This window comes from Spectribacter acetivorans, assembly GCF_031846305.1.
Lineage (GTDB): Bacteria > Pseudomonadota > Gammaproteobacteria > Nevskiales > Salinisphaeraceae > Spectribacter > Spectribacter acetivorans.
On record NZ_JAVRHY010000004.1, the window covers coordinates 97,226 to 117,500 of the forward strand.

The window sequence follows — 20,275 nt, forward strand, 5'->3', positions numbered from 1 at the left end:
TTTCGATTTGCGGCAAGGAGGTTAGCCAGATGCGCTGGTCGTGGACCAGGCCGGATCAACCCGCCGAGCAGACGGCGGGCGACGGCGGCTTTGACGACGCCGTTCGCAAGAACGTCGTGATGGCGAAGCTGGATGACCTGGTTGCCTGGGGGCGCAAGAATTCCATCTGGCCGTTCAACTTCGGCCTTTCCTGCTGCTATGTGGAGATGGCCAGCGCCTTCACCACGCCGCACGACCTGGCCCGTTTCGGGTCGGAGGTGATCCGCGCCACCCCGCGGCAGGCGGACGTCATCGTCATCTCCGGCACCGTGTTCATGAAGATGGCGCCGGTGATCCAGCGGCTCTACGAGCAGATGATGGAGCCGCGCTGGGTGATCTCCATGGGTTCCTGCGCCAATTCCGGCGGCATGTACGACATCTACTCCGTGGTCCAGGGGGTGGACAAGTTCCTGCCGGTGGATGTGTACGTGTCGGGCTGCCCGCCGCGGCCCGAAGCCTTTCTCGAGGGGCTGATGCTGTTGCAGGAGTCTATCGGCTCGGAGACCAGGCCGCTGTCCTGGGCCATTGGGCCGCAGGGCGTGACCAAGGCGCCGAAACTGTCGAACCGCGAGCGCAAGCGCAGCGGACGGATGGCGGAATCCAACCTGCGCACGCCGGACGGGGTGTAACGTTGGCGTCACGAGTTGCAGGCTTCGCGTTTCGAGCGGCACCGATAGCGAGTGCTTCGCGCTCATTCTCGACACCTGAAACCGGACACCGGAAACGGCGCAACAGCGCGGTGCCATGCTGACCCCCACCGACATTCGCGCCGAGCTGATCACGCGCTTCGGCGAGTCGGCGTTCCTGACGCAGGCCACCGCGGACGGCATGCCGACGCTGTGGATGGACGCGGACCGGTTGCGCGAGGTGCTGGCCTATCTCAAGCGCGAGGCCAGCGTGGCCTACCGCATGCTCTACGACATCACCGTGGTCGACGAGCGCGCCCGCGAACACCGCGAGGGGCTGCCGGCCAGCACGTTCACCGTGGTCTACCACCTGCTGGCGCTGGAACCGGTGCGCGAGATTCGTCTCAAAGTGGCGCTGACCGGGGAGTCCCCCAGCCTGCCGAGTATTGCCGATCTCTGGTCCAACGCCAACTGGTACGAGCGCGAGGCCTGGGACATGTTCGGAGTGCGCTTCGATGGCCATCCCAACCTGCGGCGCATTCTGATGCCGCCCACCTGGGAAGGGCATCCGCTACGCAAGGATCACTACGCCCGCGCCACCGAGGTGGACCCCTTCTCGCTGCCGCCGGAACGCATGCGGGTGGAGGAGGACGCCCTGCAGTTCAAGCCCGAGGAATGGGGCATGAAACGCGAGTCCGACGACAGCGAATTCATGTTCCTGAATCTGGGCCCGAACCATCCCAGCGTGCACGGCGTGTTCCGGGTGGTGGCCCAGCTCGACGGCGAGGAAATCCTGGGGGCAGTGCCCGACATCGGCTACCACCACCGCGGCGCCGAGAAGATGGGCGAGCGCCAGACTTGGCACACCTATATCCCCTACACCGACCGGGTGGATTACCTGGGCGGCGTGATGAACGAGCTGCCCTACGTGATGGCGCTGGAGCGGATGCTGGACATCGAGGTACCGCCGCGGGCGCGGGTTTCCCGCGTGATGCTCAGCGAGTTGTTCCGCATCATGTCCCACCTGCTGTTCCTGGGCACGTTCCTGCAGGACATCGGGGGCATGAGCCCGATCTTCTACATGTTCACAGACCGGCAGAAAGTCTACGACATCATCGAGGCCATCTGCGGCTTTCGCATGCACCCGGCCTACTTCCGCATCGGTGGCATGGCCATGGACCTTCCCGATGGCTGGGACCGCAAGGTGCAGGAGTTTCTCGACTGGTTCCCCGAGCGGCTGGATGAATACGAGCGCATGGCCATGCGCAACGACCTGACCATTCGTCGCACCCGCGGCATCGGCGCCATGACGCCGGAAGAGGCCATCGACTGGGGCGCCACCGGCCCCATGCTGCGGGCCACCGGGTATCAGTGGGACCTGCGCAAGGAGCGCCCCTACGCCGGCTACGACGAATTCGAGTTCGATGTGCCCGTGGGGACGCGCGGCGACTGCTACGACCGCGCGATGGTGCGTCTGGAGGAAATGCGACAGAGCGTTCGCATCGTGCGCCAGTGCCTGGCCAACATGCCCGGCGGCGACTACAAGGCCGATCACCGCATGACCACCCCGCCGCCCAAGGAGCGCACGATGCAGGACATCGAAACGCTCATCGCCCATTTCCTGACCGTGAGCTGGGGCCCGATCGTCCCGCCGGGAGAATGCGAGGGCATGGTCGAGGGCACCAAGGGGCTCAACAGCTACTACATCACCTCCGATGGCGGGACCATGAGCTACCGCACGCGCATCCGCACGCCCAGCTTTGCCCACCTGCAGATGATCCCGTTCATGAGCCGCGGCCACATGGTGCCCGACCTGATCGCGATCATCGCGTCGATCGATTTCGTGATGGCGGATGTGGATCGATGAGCAATGCCGACTACCCTGGCCGCAAGGAACGCAACGTGCGCGAAGGCATGAATACAGCGATTGCGCGACAGCGAGAAACGCGTTGCGTGCGTTGCGACTTCCGCGGCTTTCGCAGGATGGCGACATGACGCTGAGCGACGAGGAAATCGCCGAGATCCGGCACGAAATGGGGCTGTACGAGAACCCCCAGGCCGCCTCCATCGAGGCACTGAAGGTAGTGCAGCAACACCGCGGCTGGGTGTCGGATGACGCCCTGGCAGCCGCCGCCGAGGTGGTCGGGGTGCCGGTGGCAGCGATGGAGTCGGTGGCCACTTTCTACAACCTGATCTTCCGCCGCCCGGTGGGCCGGCACGTGATCATGTTGTGTGATTCGGTGTCCTGCTATCTGTGTGGCTACGACGGCGTCAAGGCGCATCTGAGCGAATCGCTGGGTATCGACTACGGCGAGACCACGCCGGACGACCGTTTCACCCTGCTGCCCATCTGCTGTCTGGGTGATTGCGACAACGCCCCCTCGATGCGGGTGGGAGAGGACTACCACGGCAAGCTGACGCCGGAACGGCTCGACGAGGTACTGGCGCGTTATGAGTAGCGGTTACGGCTTCAAGTTTCCGGTGTCGTGTTTCATGTTGGGTTCAGCAAGCCGCGCGCCGGGGATTACCTGCACGAAACACGACACACGACACACGAGACCATCCGCCGGGGCGAAGCCATGAAGGTCCTGACTCGCAACATCCGCCCGGATCGCACACCACCCACCCTGGCCGAATACGAAGCCACCGGGGGTTACCAGGCGTTGCGCCAGGCCCTGCGGGACATGACCCCGCAAACGGTCACCGATCTGGTCAAGCAGGCGGGCCTGCGCGGGCGCGGCGGCGCAGGGTTTGCCACCGGCATGAAGTGGGGTTTCATGCCCCGCTTCGAACAGGATGATCCGGCGCGACCGCCCCACATCTATCTGGTCGCCAATGCCGACGAAATGGAGCCCGGCACCTTCAAGGACCGGCTGCTCATGGAGGGCGATCCGCATCAGTTCATCGAGGCGCTGATTGTCAGCAGCTACGCGATCGGTGCGGATATCTGCTACGTCTTCATCCGCGGCGAATACGTGGAATCGCAGCGCCGGCTGCAGCGGGCCATCGATGAGGCCACCGAGGCCGGCCTGCTGGGCGACCATATCCTGGATACCGATTTCTCCCTGCGCATCCACCTGCACATGAGCGCCGGCCGCTATATCTGCGGCGAGGAAAGCGCACTGCTATCGGCCCTCGAAGGCAAGCGGGCCATCCCCCGCTCCAAGCCGCCCTTCCCCGCGGCCAGCGGCCTGTTCGGCCGCCCGACCACCGTCAACAACGTGGAAACCCTGTGCAACGTGCCGCACATCGTCACCAACGGCGCCGACTGGTATCAGAATCTCGGCCTGCACAAGGACGGCGGCACCAAGCTGTTCGGGGCATCGGGGCAGATCGAAAAGCCCGGTCTGGTCGAACTGCCGATGGGCGTCCCCCTGGGCGAGCTTCTCGACCAGTACTTCGGCGGCGTGCGGGGCGGCAAGGCACTCAAGGGCCTGTTGCCCGGTGGCGGTTCCACCCTGTTTCTGACCGGCGAACATCTCGACGTACCGATGGACTACGAGGGCGTCGGCGCCGCCGGCAGCCGTCTGGGCACCGGGACCATGATCGTGGTGGACGAGGACACGCCGATCGTGGGCGTACTGCGCAATCTCGAGCATTTCTATGCCCAGGAATCCTGCGGCTGGTGCACCCCCTGCCGGGATGGCCTGCCCTGGGTGGAGAAACTGCTGCTCGACCTGGAACAGGGCCGGGGTCAACCCGGCGATATCCAGAACCTGGTCATGCACACCAAGCTGCTGGGACCGGGCATGACCTTCTGTGCTCACGCCCCGGGGGCGATGGGACCACTGGAAAGTGCGTTGAAATACTTCCGGGAGGAACTGGAGTCATTGATCCCGGCGGGCAATGGTCAGGCACTGGAGGAATCGGCGTGAACTTTCGTTTCAAGCTTCAAGTTTCAAGTTTCAAGCTCAGGCCACCGGATGCGGGAGCCCTTGCTTTTATCCCGACACTCGAAACCCGAAACTCGAAACTGTCGTAGCAAACCATGGCCAAGATCCGCATCGACAACCGCGAACACGACGTCGACGAGCGCAAGAATCTGCTCGACGCCGCGCTGTCGCTGGGTTACGACCTGCCCTACTTCTGCTGGCATCCCTGCCTGGATTCGGTGGGTGCCTGCCGCCAGTGCGCGGTCAAGCAGTTTCGTGATGCCGACGACGAACAGGGCAGCATCGTCATGGCCTGCATGACACCGGCCGCCGAGGGGACGCGCATCGCGCTCAACGACGCCGACGCGGTGAATTTTCGTGCCCGCATCATCGAATGGCTGATGATCAATCATCCACACGACTGTCCGGTGTGCGAGGAAGGCGGCGAATGCCACCTGCAGGACATGACCCTGATGACCGGCCACACCCGCCGGCGCTACCGGGGCACCAAGCGCACCCACCGCAACCAGGATCTGGGCCCGTTCATCAGCCACGAGATGAACCGCTGCATCGCCTGTTACCGCTGCGTGCGCTACTACCGCGACTACGCCGGCGGCGAGGACCTGGAAGCCTTTGCCGCGCACGACAACGTCTATTTCGGCCGCCATGAGGACGGCACGCTGGAGAACCCCTTCTCCGGCAATCTGGTGGAGGTGTGCCCCACCGGGGTGTTCACCGACAAGACGCTGGGGGCCAGCTACACCCGCAAATGGGACCTGCAGGCAGCCCCGGGCATCTGCCAGCACTGTTCGCTGGGCTGCAATATCTCGCCCGGCGCCCGCGACGGCGTGCTCAAGCGCGTCCAGAACCGCTACCACGGCGAGATCAACGGCTACTTCCTGTGCGACCGCGGCCGCTTCGGCGCCGGGTTCGTCAATCGCGACGATCGACCGCGGCAGGCGCAGCTGCGCAGCCCCGGCAACGGCCTGCAACCCGCCGAGACCGACGCCGCACTGCAAACCATTGCCGAACAGTTGCGCGCCGCCAGCGGCGTTATCGGCATCGGTTCCCCCCGGGCGTCACTGGAGACCAATCACGCCCTGCGGGAACTGGTGGGGGCGGATCATTTCAGCACCGGCATGGCTGCCGGCGAGCAGGCACTGGTTCACCGGGCGCGCCAACTTCTGGCAACACACCCGGGCGAACGCCCCAGCCTGCGGCAAACCGAGCACTGTGATGCAGTACTGATTCTTGGCGAGGACGTCACCAACACCGCCGCGCGACTGGCCCTGTCGCTGCGCCAGTCGGTGCGCGGGGCGGCCCGGGATCATGCGGTGGCCCACGGCATCCCCCGCTGGCACGATCGGGCAGTGCGCGACATCGCCGGCGACCGCCGCCACCCGCTGTTCATCGCCAGCACATCGGCGACCGCGCTCGATGACGTGGCGGCCGCGACCTGCTACATCCGACCGGCGGACATCGCGGCGCTGGGCCGCGCCGTCGCCCATGCCCTGGACGCCAGCCAGCCCGCGCCCGACGCACTGGACCCGGCGCTGCAGCAGCAGGCGAACGCCATCGCGAACGCCCTGGCCGGCGCCGAACGGCCGCTCGTGGTGGCCGGCACCGGTGCCGGCGACGCCCGCATCCTGGATGCCGCCGCGGCGGTCGCCGGCACGCTGGGCAGCAAGGGCCATCTGTTCCTGACCCTGCCCGAGTGCAACAGCCTGGGGGTGGACCTGCTCGGCGGCATGACCGTCGACAGCGCGCTAGCGCATCTGGTGGACGGCAGCGCGGACACGCTGGTGGTGGTGGAAAACGACCTCTATCAGCGCGCCTCGAGCGCGCGCGTGGATGCCGCCCTGGAGGCCGCCACGCACGTCATCGTGATCGATCACAGCCTGCATGCCACCCTCACCCGCGCCCACGCGGCTTTGCCGGCTGGCAGTTTTGCCGAAGCCGACGGCACGCTGGTCAACAACGAAGGACGCGCCCAGCGCTTCTTCCAGGTCTATGCCGCCGAGGCGCCGGTACGCGAAAGCTGGCGCTGGTGCGCGGCCCTGCTGCGCCGGCTGGATCGGCCGGTGGCCTGGGAAAGTCTCGACGACGTGATCGCCCATATGACCGCCGCCCGGCCAGGTCTGGTCGGTGTGGCCGACGCCGCCCCCGGGGCGGATTTCCGCATCGCGGGCATGCGGCTGCCCCGCGGCACTCATCGCTATTCCGGCCGCACCGCCCTGCATGCCAATGTCAGCGTGCACGAGCCCACACCGCCGCGGGATCCGGATTCACCGCTGGCCTTCAGCATGGAGGGCTGGCCCGGCCGCCGGCCCGGGGCGCTGCTGCCCTTCGCCTGGTCCCCGGGCTGGGATTCCAACCAGCAGGCCATCACCAAGTTCCAGGACGAGGTGGGCGGCGCGCTGGGTGGCGGCGATCCGGGTGTTCGCCTGCCGCTCGACGGCGCCGACGAGACCGACCCGATCGAGCACGCGACTTCGGCCGCCGACGAGTGGCTGGCCGTTCCGCTGCACCACCTGTTCGGCGGCGAGGCGCAGTCCGCCCTGGCACCGGCCATGGCCGGGCGCATCCCGACGCCGTATGCCGCGCTCAACGCGGCAGCAGCCCGGGAACTGAACCTGACCGACGGCGACACCCTGACCCTGACCGTCAGCGGTGAGCATCTAAGCCTGCCGGTCCGGATTCTGGACAGCCTCGCCGACCGCAGCATCGGTCTACCGGTAGGGCTGCCAGGACTGACCGGGCTGACACTACCCGCGGTGGTAGCCCCGTGATCGACGACACCGCCATCGCCGTGATCGGCACCGGCGCGCAGATCGGCGCCATTCTCGGGGTGCTGGTCGGGTCGGCGGCCTTCCTGACCTGGATCGAGCGCCGCCTGCTAGGTCTCTGGCAGGACCGCTACGGGCCCAACCGCGTCGGTCCCTTCGGCGTGCTGCAGGTGGTGGCGGACATGATCAAGATCTTCTTCAAGGAGGACTGGATTCCGCCGTTCGCCGACAAGTTCGTGTTTGTCCTGGCCCCGGCGCTGGCCATGTTTACCGGGCTGATGGCCTTCGCGGTGGTCCCGTTCGCGCCGGGTGTCGGCATCATCGACATGAACATCGGGCTGCTGTTCTTCCTGGCCATGACCTCCCTGGGGGTCTACGCCGTGGTATTCGCGGCCTGGGCTTCGAACAACAAGTACGCGTTGCTCGGCGGCATGCGTACCGCCGCCCAGATGGTGTCCTACGAGGTATTCATGGGGCTGGCACTGCTGGGCGTGGTAATGCAGGCCGGCAGCTTCAACCTGCGCACCATCGTCGAGGCCCAGGCCGGGTTGTGGTACGTGGTGCCGCAGTTCCTGGGCTTCGTGATCTTCTTCATCGCCGGGGTGGCGGAAACCCACCGCATGCCCTTCGATCTGCCCGAGGCGGAGCACGAGCTGACCGCCGGCTTTCACACGGAATATTCGGGCATGAAGTTCGGCATGTTCTTCGTGGGCGAATACGTCGGCGTGATCCTGGTTTCGGCCATGACCGTGGTGCTGTTCCTCGGCGGCTGGCTGGGACCCTGGCTGCCACCGCTGGTGTGGTTCGTGCTGAAGACGAGCGCGGTGGTGGTGTTCTTCATCCTGCTGCGAGCCTCGCTGCCGCGACCACGCTACGACCAGTTGATGAGCTTCGGCTGGAAGGTGATGCTGCCGCTGGCACTGCTGAATGTGGCGGTGACCGGCGCCATGGTTCTGGCACTGGGGACATCATGAGCGACCTGCATATGGAAACCGCCCGTTTCAAGTTTCGAGCTTCGGGTTCCAAGGTCGACACATCAGGCCTAGCAGCTATCGCTGCTCACTCGAAACTTGAAACACGAAACACGAAACTGCTTCGCGGAGCGAAGCCATGCTGAGCCACCTGCGCACAATCTGGATGGTCTTCCTGCACGGTTTCCGCAAACGCGACACGGTGCAGTACCCGGAGGAACGTCCCTACCTGCCGCCACGCTACCGCGGTCGCATCGTGCTGACCCGCGACCCGGACGGCGAGGAACGCTGCGTGGCCTGCAATCTGTGCGCCGTGGCCTGCCCGGTGGACTGCATCGCCCTGACCAAGACCGAGGACGACACCGGCCGCTGGAAGCCGGATACCTTCCGGATCAACTTCTCGCGCTGCATCTACTGCGGGTTCTGCGAGGAGGCCTGCCCCACCTATGCGATCCAGCTCACGCCCGATTTCGAGATGGGCGAGTTCGACCGCCAGCAGATGGTCTACGAAAAGGAGGATCTGCTGATCTCCGGCGTGGGCAAACAGCCGGGCTACAACTTCTACCGCGTCGCTGGCATGGCCGTCGGCGGCAAGGACAAGGGCGAGGCACAGAACGAGGAAAAGCCGATTGATGTCAAGTCGCTACTGCCGTAGCAACTTGACGTTTCAAGTTTCAAGTTTCGTGTTTCAGGTTGTAAGAGCGGACGTGAGCGAATAGAGGCAGGAGGCGATGGGGCACCGGTACGAAGAACTAACGGTTTGGCAAAAGTCCATGCAAATGGCCGAGAACACCTACGCCCTCACTACCTCCTTCCCCGAGCAGGAGCGCTTTGGCCTTGCAGCGCAGTTGCAGAGATCCGCAGTATCGGTTGCAAGCAACATTGCGGAAGGTCAGGGGCGACTGAGCAAGGCGGAATTCAAACGTTTTCTCGGCATAGCTCGCGGATCGATCAATGAAGCGGGCACGCAGATGGCTCTGGCTTATCGGCTGCATTATGTAGATGACCTCAAGTATCGCGAATTCTGTGCGCTGGCCGACGACACAGCCAACCTTCTGAACGCGCTAATCAAGTCACTTGAGGCACCGAAAGTGTCGACGCGAAACTCGAAACTCGAAACTCGAAACAGCTAATGCAATTAGCCTTCTACATCGCCGCTACGATTGCCGTGCTGACCACCCTGCGAGTGGTCACCCACAGCAACCCCGTGCATGCGCTGCTTTATCTGATTGCGTCCCTGCTTTCGATTGCGGTGGTGTTCTTCACCCTGGGCGCGCCATTCGCGGCGGCGCTGGAAGTGATCGTCTACGCCGGGGCGATCGTGGTGCTGTTCGTGTTCGTGGTAATGATGCTCAACGTCGACCAGGCCAGCATCGAGCAGGAGCAACAGTGGCTGGCGCCCGGCCTCTGGATCGGGCCCGGCATTGCCGCGGCAATACTGCTGGCGGTGATGGCCAGGCTGCTGTGGAGCGGGGCCTCGGTAGGCGCCGTCAGCGGCACCGAGCTGGCGCCCAAGGCAATCGGCGCCGCGATGTTCGGCCCCTATCTGCTGCTGGTGGAACTGGCGGCGTTTCTGCTGCTGGCGGCGCTGGTAATTGCCGCCCATGTGGGACGGGACGCCGATGGCCGCTGACCGGATCGTGAGGGAGAGGGGTTAACGCGATGGACATGGCATTGCCGGTGGAACACGGCATGGCACTGGCGGGCATCCTGTTCGCGCTGGGGCTGGTCGGGCTGGTAGTCCGGCGCAACCTGCTGTTCATCCTGATCAGCCTGGAAATCATGATGAATGCCGCCGGGCTGGCGTTCGTCGTGGCCGGCCAGGCCTGGCAACAGCCGGACGGCCAGATCATGTATATCTTCGTGCTGACGCTAGCGGCCGCCGAAGTCAGCATCGGGCTGGGGCTATTGCTGCAGATGCGGCGCACCTACCGCACGTTGGATATCGACGCCGTGGCGGGGATGAAGGGATGACCAGCCTGGCGCTGATTCCGCTGTGTCCGCTGCTCGGCGCGGTGCTGCTGTCGTTCGGCTATCGCCTGGGCGATCGGGCCGCGGTAACCATCGGCGTGGGATCGATGGCGCTGTCCCTGCTGGCCACCGCACAGGCCCTGAACACGTTCGCCGGCGGCGACGGCGGCGCGCTCAGCCAGACGCTGTGGACCTGGTTCACGGTGGGCGACCTGGCTCCGGACGTGAGCCTGTACCTGGACGGGCTGACCGCCACCATGGTCGGCGTGATCGTGGGGGTGGGTTTTCTCATCCACCTATTCGCCGGCTGGTACATGCGCCACGATCTCGAGGGCGGACCGGGCATGACGCGCTTCTTCGCGTACATGAACCTGTTCGTGTTCAGCATGCTGGTGCTGGTGCTGGCCGATAACCTGCTGCTGCTGTTCCTGGGCTGGGAAGGGGTCGGCCTGTGCAGCTACCTGCTGATCGGGTTCTATTACAAGGAGCCGGCCAATGCCTGGGCGGCGTTCAAGGCCTTCATCGTCACCCGGGTGGGCGACGTCTTCCTGGTTCTGGGCCTGTTCGTACTGTTCGCCGCATTCGGCACGCTGCATATCCCGACCCTGCTGGCGCAGGCGCCGGAAGTCTGGGCCGAGGGCGACGCGATGGCCACGCTGGCGGCCTTCCTGCTGCTCGGCGGCGCGGTGGGCAAGTCCGCCCAGCTGCCGCTGCAGACCTGGCTGGCCGACGCGATGGCCGGCCCGACGCCGGTCTCGGCACTCATCCACGCCGCCACGATGGTGACCGCGGGCGTCTATCTGATCGCCCGGATGCACGGGCTGTTCGAACTGGCACCGACGGCGCTCTATGCAGTGGGCATCGTGGGGGCGCTCACCCTGCTGATGGCCGGCTTTGCCGCCCTGGCGCAGACCGATATCAAACGGGTACTGGCCTACTCCACCATGAGCCAGATCGGCTACATGTTCCTGGCGCTGGGCGCCGGGGCCTGGGAGGCGGCCATCTTCCACCTGATGACGCACGCCTTCTTCAAGGCGCTGCTGTTCCTCGCCTCGGGCTCGGTGATCATCGCCTGCCATCACGAGCAGAACATCTTCCGCATGGGCGGGCTCGCCCGCACCCTGAAGTTCGACTACGCGCTGTTCCTGATCGGCGGCGCGGCGCTGGCCGCCCTGCCGCTGGTCACCGCCGGGTTCTACTCCAAGGACGAGATCCTGTGGCTGGCGTTTGCCAATGGCTATCCGGTGCTATGGCTGGCGGGGCTGACTGGCGCCCTGCTGACCTCGATCTACACCTTCCGCATGATCTTCATCGTGTTTCATGGCCCGGCACACACCGAGGCTCATCCCGGCCACGGCCTGGCTCATCATCTACCGCTGATCCTGCTGGCGCTGCTGTCCACGTTCCTGGGCGCCTGGATCCATCCGCCGGTGACCGATCTGTTCGGCACCGGACATGGTGGCGACCACAGCCACGCCCTGAAACTCACCATCGAGATCCTGTCGAGCGTGGTAGCCATCGTGGGTGTAGGCATCGCCGCCGGACTGTTCCTGGGTTCGCGCGAGCGAGTGGCAAGGCTGGTGGCCGACGGTCACGGCGCGAGGTTGTGGCAGTTCTGGCATCACGCCTGGGGCTTCGATGCGCTGTACGACCGGGTATTCGTGCGGCCCTATCTGGCGCTGGTTCGCCTGCACCGCATCGACTGGATCAACGACACGGTGAATCTGATCCCGGCCCTGGCGCTGAAGCTCAACGCCCGTCTGACCGCTACCCAGACCGGCCAGTTGCGCTGGTATGCGCTGGTGCTGTTCGCGGCGGCGACTGCCTTCCTGCTGCTGTTGCTGGTGCCATAAGGAGAATGCCCGCGTCATGATCCTGGTCTGGTTGCTACTGATCCCCTTCATCGGCGGCACGTTGTGCTGGCTGCTGGAGCGCGCCCATGCGGGCTCCGACATGCCGCGCTGGATCGCCACGGCCACCATGCTGACGGTGCTGGGGCTGACCGTCTGGCTGTGGCTGACCGGCAACTATCATCTGGCCGGCGTGATCGGCGACCAGCCCGACTGGGGCACCGAATTCCGGTTGGACTGGATCGAGCGTTTCGGCATCAGCTTTCATCTGGCGGTGGACGGCCTGTCGCTGATCATGCTGATGCTGACCTGCTTTCTCGGCCTGCTGGCGGTGCTCTGCTCCTGGCAGGAGATCGACCGGCGCATCGGTTTCTTCCATCTCAACCTGCTCTGGATCATCGGCGGCGTGGTCGGGGTATTCCTGGCCATCGATCTTTTCCTGTTCTTCTTCTTCTGGGAAATGATGCTGGTGCCGATGTACTTCCTGATCGCGTTGTGGGGCCACAGCGGCTCCCGAGGCGCCACCCGCATCACCGCCGCCACCAAGTTCTTCATCTACACCCAGGCCAGCGGCCTGCTGATGCTGGTGTCGATTCTCGGGCTGGTGTTCGTCCACTACAACCACACCGGCGAATTCACCTTCGACTACAACGTGCTGCGCGATACGCCCGTCGGTGGCGTCCTGGGCTATGTACTGATGCTGGGCTTCTTCATCGCCTTCGCCGTGAAGCTGCCCACGGTGCCGCTGCACGGCTGGCTGCCCGACGCCCATGCCCAGGCCCCCACCGCCGGCAGCGTGGACCTGGCCGGCATCCTGCTGAAGACCGCGGCCTACGGCATGCTGCGCTTCGCCATTCCGCTGTTCCCCGATGCCTCGACCCATTTTGCGCCGGTGGCCATGGCGCTGGGCCTGGTGGGCATCTACTACGGCGCGGTGCTGGCGATGGCCCAGCACGACGTCAAGCGGCTGATTGCCTGCAGCAGCATCTCCCACATGGGCTTCGTGCTGATCGGCATCTATGCCGGCACCCTGCTGGCCCTGCAGGGGGTGATTATCCAGATGGTGGCGCATGCCTTTTCCGCGGCCGGGCTGTTCATTCTCAGCGGCCAGATCTACGAGCGCATTCACACCCGCGACATGCGCCGCATGGGCGGGCTGTTCCCGCGCCTGGGCTCGCTGCCCGGCTTCGCGCTGGTCTTCGTGCTGGCCTCCCTGGGCTTGCCGGGCACCGCCAATTTCATCGGCGAGTTCCTGATCCTGGTGGGCACCTTCGGCGTGGCCCCGGTGGTGGTGGTACTGGCCGGCGGCGGACTGGTGCTCGGCGCCGTCTATTCCCTGGTGCTCATGCATCGGGTGTACTGGGGCCCGGCCCAGGGCCGGGCCGAACTGGCCGGCCTCAACGGCCGCGAGTACCTGACGCTGTTGATGCTGCTGGCGCTGATCATCGGTATCGGCATCTACCCGCAGCCGGTTCTGGATGTGTCGCAGACGGCGATGACCGAAGTACAGCACTGGTTCACCGACGTCCGGCCGCGGCCGGGCACGCCCTGAGGTCCCGCGCATGACCCTCACCGGCACTGATCTATTCGCGCTGCTGCCCGTCCTGCTGGTGCTCGGCACCGCGCTGGCGGTGCTCGTCAGCGTGGCCGTAAGCCGGCAGCACTTCGTCAACGCCACCATTACGGTGGTGGGCCTCAACGCCGCGCTGGTGTCCCTGCTGCTGGTGGTGGGTGCCACCCCGGTGTCGGTCACAGATCTGGTCGTCATCGATGACTACACGGTTCTCTATACCGCCCTAATCCTGGTGGCGTCGCTGGCCTGCTCGACGCTGGCCCATGCGTATCTGGACGGTTACCCGGGGCGGCGGGAAGAGTTCTACATGCTGCTACTTACGGCGGTGGCCGGGGGCATCATCCTGGCGGCCAGTCAGCATCTGGCGGCGCTGTTCATCGGGCTGGAGCTACTGTCGGTGCCGCTCTACGGCATGGCCGCCTATACCTACCGCGACCACCGCTCGCTGGAGGCGGGACTTAAGTACATGGTGCTGTCGGCCGCGGCGTCGGCGTTCCTGCTGTTCGGCATGGCGCTGCTGTACGCGGCGACCGGCACGCTGCAGATCAGCGAGCTGGGGGCCGCCATCGACGATGGGGTGATCCACCGCAGCTGGCTGGTGATCGGCTCAGGCATGATGGTGATCGCCATCGCCTTCAAGCTGTCGCTGGTGCCATTCCATCTGTGGACGCCGGACGTGTACGAAGGCGCCCCGGCACCGGCCGCGGCCTTCCTGGCCACGGTCGGCAAGGTAGCCGTGTTCGCGGTGCTGGTGCGCCTGTTCCAGTCGGCGCCGGCTACCGCGGATGCCGCCCTGCACCAGATGATTGCGGCGCTGGCGCTGATCTCGATGATCGCCGGCAATCTGCTGGCCCTGCGCCAGAACAATCTGAAGCGGCTACTGGGCTATTCCTCCATCGCCCACATGGGCTACATCACGGTGGCTATCGTGGCAACCGGCAGCCTGGCGGTGGAAGCCGCCGGCATGTACCTGATCACTTATGTGCTGGCCACGCTCGGCGCCTTCGGCGTGCTCACGCTGGTATCCAGCCCCTATGACGGCACCGATGCCGGGGCCGTGCACAACTATCGCGGCCTGTTCTGGCGCCGGCCCTATCTGGCCGCGGTGATGACGGTGATGATGCTGTCACTGGCGGGCATCCCCTCGACCGCCGGCTTCATCGGCAAGTTCTACGTGATCGCTCTGGGCGTGCAGTCGGAACTGTGGTGGCTGGTGGGCGGCATCGTGCTGGGCAGTGCCATCGGCCTGTACTACTACCTGCGCGTGATGGTGGTGATGTACCTGTTCGAGCCCGGCGAACGACGCCGCGACGCCGCCCACGACTGGGGCCAGCGCTCCGGCGGCATCATGGTGCTGCTGATCGCCCTGGCGGTGATGGGTATCGGGCTGTTTCCACAGCCGCTTATTCTCCTGGTGGAGGCGGCGGGGCTGGGCAGCGGCTGAAGGCTCGCGGATCACGGTGACCGGGTGGGCATCCCACTCAGTTCTCTTCACCTGAGGCCAGCAACATAGTCCTGCGGCAATTTGCCGCATTCCGCCGCGCGCGCCGGCTGCCTAGACTCTCCCACGGACGAGGGGCAGCGCGGACTCGCGTTGACGGTAACCTGGCACTGTTTCCCCGATCCCGTCTGGTCCTGATTTTCCGGATTCCGGCGCCGGTTGCCGCGAACGTCATTGGGGACACCGCGCATGCATTATTGGTATGTTGTCGCGCCTGGCCGGACATGGCGGCTTCCGGTGATGGCCGCCCTGTGGTCGGCGACCGCCGGCATCGCCGCGGCTGCCGACACCCCCCTCGCGCTCGACACCCTGCCGGTCATCGGTGACCGGCCGGAGGCCTTCGACAACCGAGGCATCAAGGCGGAGCAAGAGGAGGCCGCGCTGACTCCCGGTGGCGTCACCGTGATCGAGGACGACATCCTCCACGAGCGGAACACCGCGACGCTTTCCGACATGCTGCGCTACGTGCCCGGCGTATGGAGCGCGAGCCACAGCGGCAGTGACAGCATCTTCATCTCCAGCCGCGGTTCCAACCTGGACGCCACCGATTTCGACCGCAACGGCGTCAAGCTCTTTCAGGATGGCCTGCCGGTGACCACCGCCGACGGCAACAACCACAACCGCATCGTCGACCCCCTGAGCGCCCGCTACGCCGTGTTCGCCCGCGGTGCCAATGCCGCCAAATACGGTGCCAGCACGCTGGGCGGGGCGATCAACTTCGTCTCCCCCACCGCCCAGGACAGCCCGTCAGCGCAGTTCCTCCTCAACAGCGGCAGCCACGGTCAGCGACAGGGCCGGGCCACGGCCAGCCGGGTCTTCAACGACCGCTTCGATGGCCTGCTCACCCTGGAGGCCAAGACGCGGGATGGCTACCGCGACCATGACGAGATGCGCCGCCGGGGCGTCTACGGCAACGCGGGCTGGCGCATTACCGACGACATCGGTACCCGCGTGTACAGCCAGTACGTGAAGCGGGACCTGGAACTGCCGGGTCAGCTCACCCGCCAGCAGTTCGAAAGCGACCCCGATCAGGCCAGCGCCAGCGCCCGGGCGGGCAATTTCCAGGCCGATCTGGAGAGCTGGCGGCTGGCCGACAAGACCACCTGGCAGATCGACGCCAACCGCCGGCTGGATGTCGGTCTGTCCTACGAGGAACAGGCACTCTTCCATCCCATCGTCGACAAGGTGATCGTGCCCGGCGCGGGGGTGGTCTTCAACGGGCTGCTCATCGATACCGATCACCGGGATATCGGCGGCATGGCACGTTACCAGCACCGCATGGGCGATCACGATCTGCTGTTCGGGCTGAACGTCGGCGTGGGCGACGTCGAAGGCGAGCAATACGGCAACGCCGGCGGCGCGCGCGACGGGCTTTCCACCCGGGTCGATCAGAACGCCCACAACACGGAACTGTTCGCCACCAACCGCTGGCGCCTCACGGACCGGTGGACGCTGATTCCCGCCCTGCAGATCGTCCACGGCAATCGCGAACTCGACAACACCAGCGTGGCCAGCGGCGCGGTGAACGACATCGAGGACGACTACACCGGCGTCAATCCGAGTCTTGGCATCATTCATCACCGGGGCGAGAGCTTCGATCTGTATGCCAGCGTCAGCCGGCTGTACGAGTCGCCGACCACCTTCGAGCTGGCCGACGACGTGGCGGGGGACGGTTCGGCGCTGGACGCCATGCACGGCACGGTGGTGGAAATGGGCACCCGGGGCAGCCGCCCGATCGGCGCGCGGGGTTTCTGGCGCTGGGATCTGTCGGTCTACTACGCCTGGGTTCGCGACGAAATTCTTTCCGTGGACGATCCGGCCGCCCCCGGCACGAGTCTGTCCACCAACGTGGACCGCACCGTGCACGCGGGCGTCGAGGCGCTGGTCAGCGGCGGCCTGGCACTGGATCCGGGCGCTAGGCACCGGCTCGAACCACGACTGAGCCTCACCCTCAACGAATTCAACTTCGACGGCCACCCAACCTACGGCGACAACAAGCTGCCGGCGGCCCCGGGATACGCGCTGCGCGGCGAGATGCTCTACCGGCACGCGCACGGCTTTTATACCGGCCCGACCGTCGATGTCGTGGACGAGCGCTTCGCCGATTTCGCCAACACCTATCGCGTGGACGACTACGAACTGCTGGGATGGCTCGGCGGCTGGTCCGGCGAGCGCGTCACGGTGTACGCGGAACTGCGCAACCTGCTGGGCGAGGCCTATGTGTCCACCCACCGGGTGCGCGATGTCGCCGCCGCCACCGACGCGCTGCTCAACCCGGGCGAGCCGCGTTCGGTATACGTCGGCATGCGTTACCGGATGTAGGTGGCGGTATCGGGGCGTTGCGGAAACCGGGCCTGCCGATGTGGCGAATCTGGCATCGCCGGCTGGGGCTGACAGCCTGTCTCGGGGCCCTGCTATGGGCCGCCAGCGGCATGCTGCATCCGGTGCTTGTCCGGGTGCAGCCCCCGGCGGCCAACTGGCAGGCACCACCCCTTAACTGGCGCCATGCCGATGCCATGCTCAGCCCGGCCGCACTGGCGGATCGCCACGACATGGATACGGCCAGCCTGTTCCGGCTGGTCGCTCTGCCGCAGGGGGTGCATTTCCAGGTCCGGGGCAAACCCGGCTCGTCGTTGCGGTATTTCGACGTCCGCACCGGCATCGAATTACCGGACGGCGATCGCGTCTACGCCCGGTATCTGGCCCGACACTATGCGGGGGAGCCGCGGGCCCGTATCAACGCCGTCGAAGCCATCGAGCGCTTCGCCGGCGAATACGACACCGTCAACCGCCTGCTGCCAGTCTACCGCGTGCAGTTCGAGCGGCCGGACGGGTTGCGGGTCTACGTCGACACGACGACCTCGAGTCTCGGTACGCTGGTCGATGACCGCAAGGCCGTGTTCGACTGGTTGTTCCGCAACCTGCACACATGGAGCTGGCTACGCGACCTGGAGCCCTTGCGGCTGTCGGTGGCGCTATTCTTCATCGCGGCGGCGCTGGCCACGGCTGTCAGCGGTCTTCTGACATTTTTTGCCACGCATTCACCACGAGGCCTGGCGCTGCCGGCCTGGCACCGCTGGCTGGGCCTCGGCGCGGCGATCTTCCTGCTGGCGTTCGCCGCCAGTGGCGGGCTGCATCTGGTGAAGATGTCGCTGGACGATCTCGCGGCGCCGCCGCGGCTGGCGCCCACGCTGTCCCTGGCCGGCCTGACGCTGACGCCCGATCGGCTGATGCGGCCGGGAGACGCTGCCGTGCAAAGTCTGTCGCTGATCTCGGTCGACGGCAGGCGCTACTACCGCCTCGAAACGGGCGGCCATGCCGCGCGCGATCACGATGGTGGTCACGCCCATCACGGCAGCGCCGATAGCGCTGGTCCGAGCGTGAGGTTTCTCGACGCTGATAACGGTAATCCGGCCGTGCTCACCGAGACCGGTCATGCCCGGGACATCGCCGCCGCCCTGGCCAGCGTGCCGGCCGCCGACATCCGGGCGGCGTCGCAGGTCACCACGTTCAGCGGCGAATACGGCTTCGTGAACAAGTTTCTGCCCGTCATCCGACTGGATATCGCCGGCCCCGCGAACGAGGCCATCTATATTCATGCCGCCACCGGCACCTTGGCCGCCCGGATCAACAACAAGGACCGCTTCGAGGGCTACCTCTTCGCCTGGCTGCACAAGTGGCATTTCATGGAACCGCTCGGCACCGGTGTTCGTGACATCCTCATGGCGCTGGCCGCCTTCCTGATCATCATCGTGGCGCTGCTGGGGCTGGCCCTGTTCCGGCGCCGATACCGCCGCCGGATGCCTCCGGGCTACTCCCCGGGTACCAGCAGTTCGCGCAATTGATCGCCCAGACCGCTGCAGGCTGCCGCCTCGGTGCGGGCCAGCAACGGCACCGGCACGATCACCGCCGGCATGTAGGACGTGCCGCTGGCGTCGACGCTCACCCGGCCCACTTCCGCGGCCCGGGTCACATCCCAGACCGAGGCCTCGAAGGCCGCGTTCTTCTCCCACCAGGCGAAGCCCAGGCAGCCGCCCCCGCCCGGCCCCACGGCACAGCCCATGCTGCCGCCGCTGTCGGTATCACGGGTGGTGCCGTCGATCCACACCAGGTAGCGCACCGGGTTCTGCTGCAGGCGCTGCGCGATCAGCGGATCGTCGAGCAGGCGCCGCAGATCGTCCACGTTCTGCGGCGCGGTGCGCGGCTCGAACCAGGGAAACAGCCGATCGTTGAAAGTCTGTGCCGGCGTCACCGGCAGATCGGGCCCGTCCATGCGATCGGCGACGCACTGGGTGAAGCCCCCCTCGGTGCGGTACTCGCCCTGCTGGCTGCGCCCCAGCACCACCACCGACTCGTCGGTGGCAAGGGCCGCACCCGGGGGCGACTGCCGCAGCTGCTCGACCGAGGTGTTCACGCAGCCGGCCAGCCACAGGACGGTCGCCAGCGCCGTGCATGAGCCGCAGCGGTTCATGGCAGCGCCTCCTCCGTGCGGCCGCCGGCAATCGACTGCCCGCGCAGCTTCAGGATCAGGGCCGTGGCGGCATCCCGGAGCGCCCGCTCCACCGCCTCGGCCACCGCCTCGTCATCCCCGAGCAGACGATCGCGGCTGCGGCCATAGGCGCGAATCGGCCAGCGATCGACCTGCGCGCCCGCATCGTCGAGCAGCCGGACATCGAAATGCAGCCAGGCCTCGTGGAATTCGCCGTGGCTGTCGCCGGGGCCGCTGATCTGGGCATCCGCCCAGGTCGGCACCACGATCAGATCGACGCCGGACGCATCCGGCGTATCCGTGACCCGCACGTCACGATAAAGCGCGTCCAGCGTTCGGCCAAAGGTGAATTCGGCCGGTTCGCCCAGGCCGATGTTCCAGTCGTCGTCGGTATAGCGGCGCTGGCGGAATTCGGGCGAAATCACCAGCGCGATACGGCGCGCCTGCTCGGCCACCACCGGATCCGGCAGTACCGCGTCCGGCGCCACGGGCGTGGTGCCGCAGCCGGCGGCCAGAAAACCCGCAACGCCGGCCACGACCAGCCGGCCGCGAGCGCGACGCCAGCGCGTCATGACCGCAGACCGGTGCGTGCCGGGC

The 20,275-nt window shown here is 66.2% G+C and carries 17 protein-coding genes; 15 read left to right on the top strand and 2 right to left on the bottom strand.

The features are described from left to right. The first annotated feature begins 29 nt into the window (after positions 1-29). The 15 genes from RM531_RS05795 (at position 30) to RM531_RS05865 (ending at position 19,034) form a co-directional block, all read left to right on the top strand. Positions 30-668, top strand: a complete 639-nt coding sequence (locus RM531_RS05795; RefSeq protein WP_311657974.1) for an NADH-quinone oxidoreductase subunit B — start codon at positions 30-32, stop codon at positions 666-668. A gap of 115 nt (positions 669-783) precedes the next feature. Continuing rightward, positions 784-2,532 carry an NADH-quinone oxidoreductase subunit C/D gene (gene nuoC / locus RM531_RS05800; RefSeq protein ID WP_311657975.1) on the top strand — a complete coding sequence of 583 codons (1,749 nt, stop codon included), beginning with the start codon at positions 784-786 and terminating at the stop codon, positions 2,530-2,532. A gap of 124 nt (positions 2,533-2,656) precedes the next feature. Continuing rightward, positions 2,657-3,124, top strand: a complete 468-nt coding sequence (gene nuoE / locus RM531_RS05805) for an NADH-quinone oxidoreductase subunit NuoE (protein ID WP_311657976.1) — start codon at positions 2,657-2,659, stop codon at positions 3,122-3,124. 120 nt (positions 3,125-3,244) lie between these two features. Further along, positions 3,245-4,540, top strand: coding sequence for an NADH-quinone oxidoreductase subunit NuoF (gene nuoF, locus RM531_RS05810; protein WP_311657977.1), 1,296 nt, complete (start codon positions 3,245-3,247; stop codon positions 4,538-4,540). A 113-nt stretch (positions 4,541-4,653) separates the two neighbouring features. Then, positions 4,654-7,326, top strand: a complete 2,673-nt coding sequence (gene nuoG / locus RM531_RS05815) for an NADH-quinone oxidoreductase subunit NuoG (RefSeq protein WP_311657979.1) — start codon at positions 4,654-4,656, stop codon at positions 7,324-7,326. Between the two features lie 14 nt (positions 7,327-7,340). Beyond that, positions 7,341-8,297 carry an NADH-quinone oxidoreductase subunit NuoH gene (nuoH, locus tag RM531_RS05820; protein WP_349255404.1) on the top strand — a complete coding sequence of 319 codons (957 nt, stop codon included), beginning with the start codon at positions 7,341-7,343 and terminating at the stop codon, positions 8,295-8,297. Between the two features lie 136 nt (positions 8,298-8,433). Continuing rightward, on the top strand, positions 8,434-8,949 hold the full coding sequence (gene nuoI / locus RM531_RS05825) for an NADH-quinone oxidoreductase subunit NuoI (protein ID WP_311657982.1): 516 nt from the start codon (positions 8,434-8,436) through the stop codon (positions 8,947-8,949). A gap of 76 nt (positions 8,950-9,025) precedes the next feature. Then, positions 9,026-9,427, top strand: a complete 402-nt coding sequence (locus RM531_RS05830; protein ID WP_311657983.1) for a four helix bundle protein — start codon at positions 9,026-9,028, stop codon at positions 9,425-9,427. Next, positions 9,427-9,927, top strand: coding sequence for an NADH-quinone oxidoreductase subunit J (nuoJ, locus tag RM531_RS05835; protein WP_311657984.1), 501 nt, complete (start codon positions 9,427-9,429; stop codon positions 9,925-9,927). Before RM531_RS05830 ends, nuoJ begins: the two co-directional genes overlap by 1 nt. A gap of 35 nt (positions 9,928-9,962) precedes the next feature. Next, a complete protein-coding gene (nuoK, locus tag RM531_RS05840; RefSeq protein ID WP_311653255.1) occupies positions 9,963-10,268 on the top strand; it encodes an NADH-quinone oxidoreductase subunit NuoK in 306 nt (101 codons plus the stop codon). Continuing rightward, positions 10,265-12,118 carry an NADH-quinone oxidoreductase subunit L gene (nuoL, locus tag RM531_RS05845; protein WP_311657985.1) on the top strand — a complete coding sequence of 618 codons (1,854 nt, stop codon included), beginning with the start codon at positions 10,265-10,267 and terminating at the stop codon, positions 12,116-12,118. The genes nuoK and nuoL overlap by 4 nt, the downstream gene beginning before the upstream one ends. 16 nt (positions 12,119-12,134) lie before the next feature. Continuing rightward, a complete protein-coding gene (gene nuoM / locus RM531_RS05850; protein WP_311657986.1) occupies positions 12,135-13,667 on the top strand; it encodes an NADH-quinone oxidoreductase subunit M in 1,533 nt (510 codons plus the stop codon). Between the two features lie 10 nt (positions 13,668-13,677). After that, positions 13,678-15,132 (top strand): NADH-quinone oxidoreductase subunit NuoN, encoded by a 1,455-nt coding sequence (nuoN, locus tag RM531_RS05855; protein ID WP_311657988.1) that lies wholly within the window; start codon positions 13,678-13,680, stop codon positions 15,130-15,132. 297 nt (positions 15,133-15,429) lie between these two features. Continuing rightward, positions 15,430-17,511, top strand: coding sequence for a TonB-dependent receptor family protein (locus RM531_RS05860; protein WP_311657989.1), 2,082 nt, complete (start codon positions 15,430-15,432; stop codon positions 17,509-17,511). 38 nt (positions 17,512-17,549) lie between these two features. After that, on the top strand, positions 17,550-19,034 hold the full coding sequence (locus RM531_RS05865; RefSeq protein ID WP_311657991.1) for a PepSY domain-containing protein: 1,485 nt from the start codon (positions 17,550-17,552) through the stop codon (positions 19,032-19,034). Here the strand turns inward: RM531_RS05865 and RM531_RS05870 are convergent. Both RM531_RS05870 and RM531_RS05875 read right to left on the bottom strand, forming a co-directional pair. Then, complete coding sequence (locus tag RM531_RS05870) at positions 19,001-19,660, bottom strand: hypothetical protein (RefSeq protein ID WP_311657992.1); 660 nt, start codon at positions 19,658-19,660, stop codon at positions 19,001-19,003. The genes RM531_RS05865 and RM531_RS05870 overlap by 34 nt on opposite strands. After that, the gene (locus RM531_RS05875; RefSeq protein ID WP_311657993.1) at positions 19,657-20,250 is read right to left on the bottom strand and encodes a hypothetical protein; all 594 of its coding nucleotides are present in this window, start codon (positions 20,248-20,250) and stop codon (positions 19,657-19,659) included. The genes RM531_RS05870 and RM531_RS05875 overlap by 4 nt, the downstream gene beginning before the upstream one ends. Between the last annotated feature and the right edge of the window lie 25 nt (positions 20,251-20,275).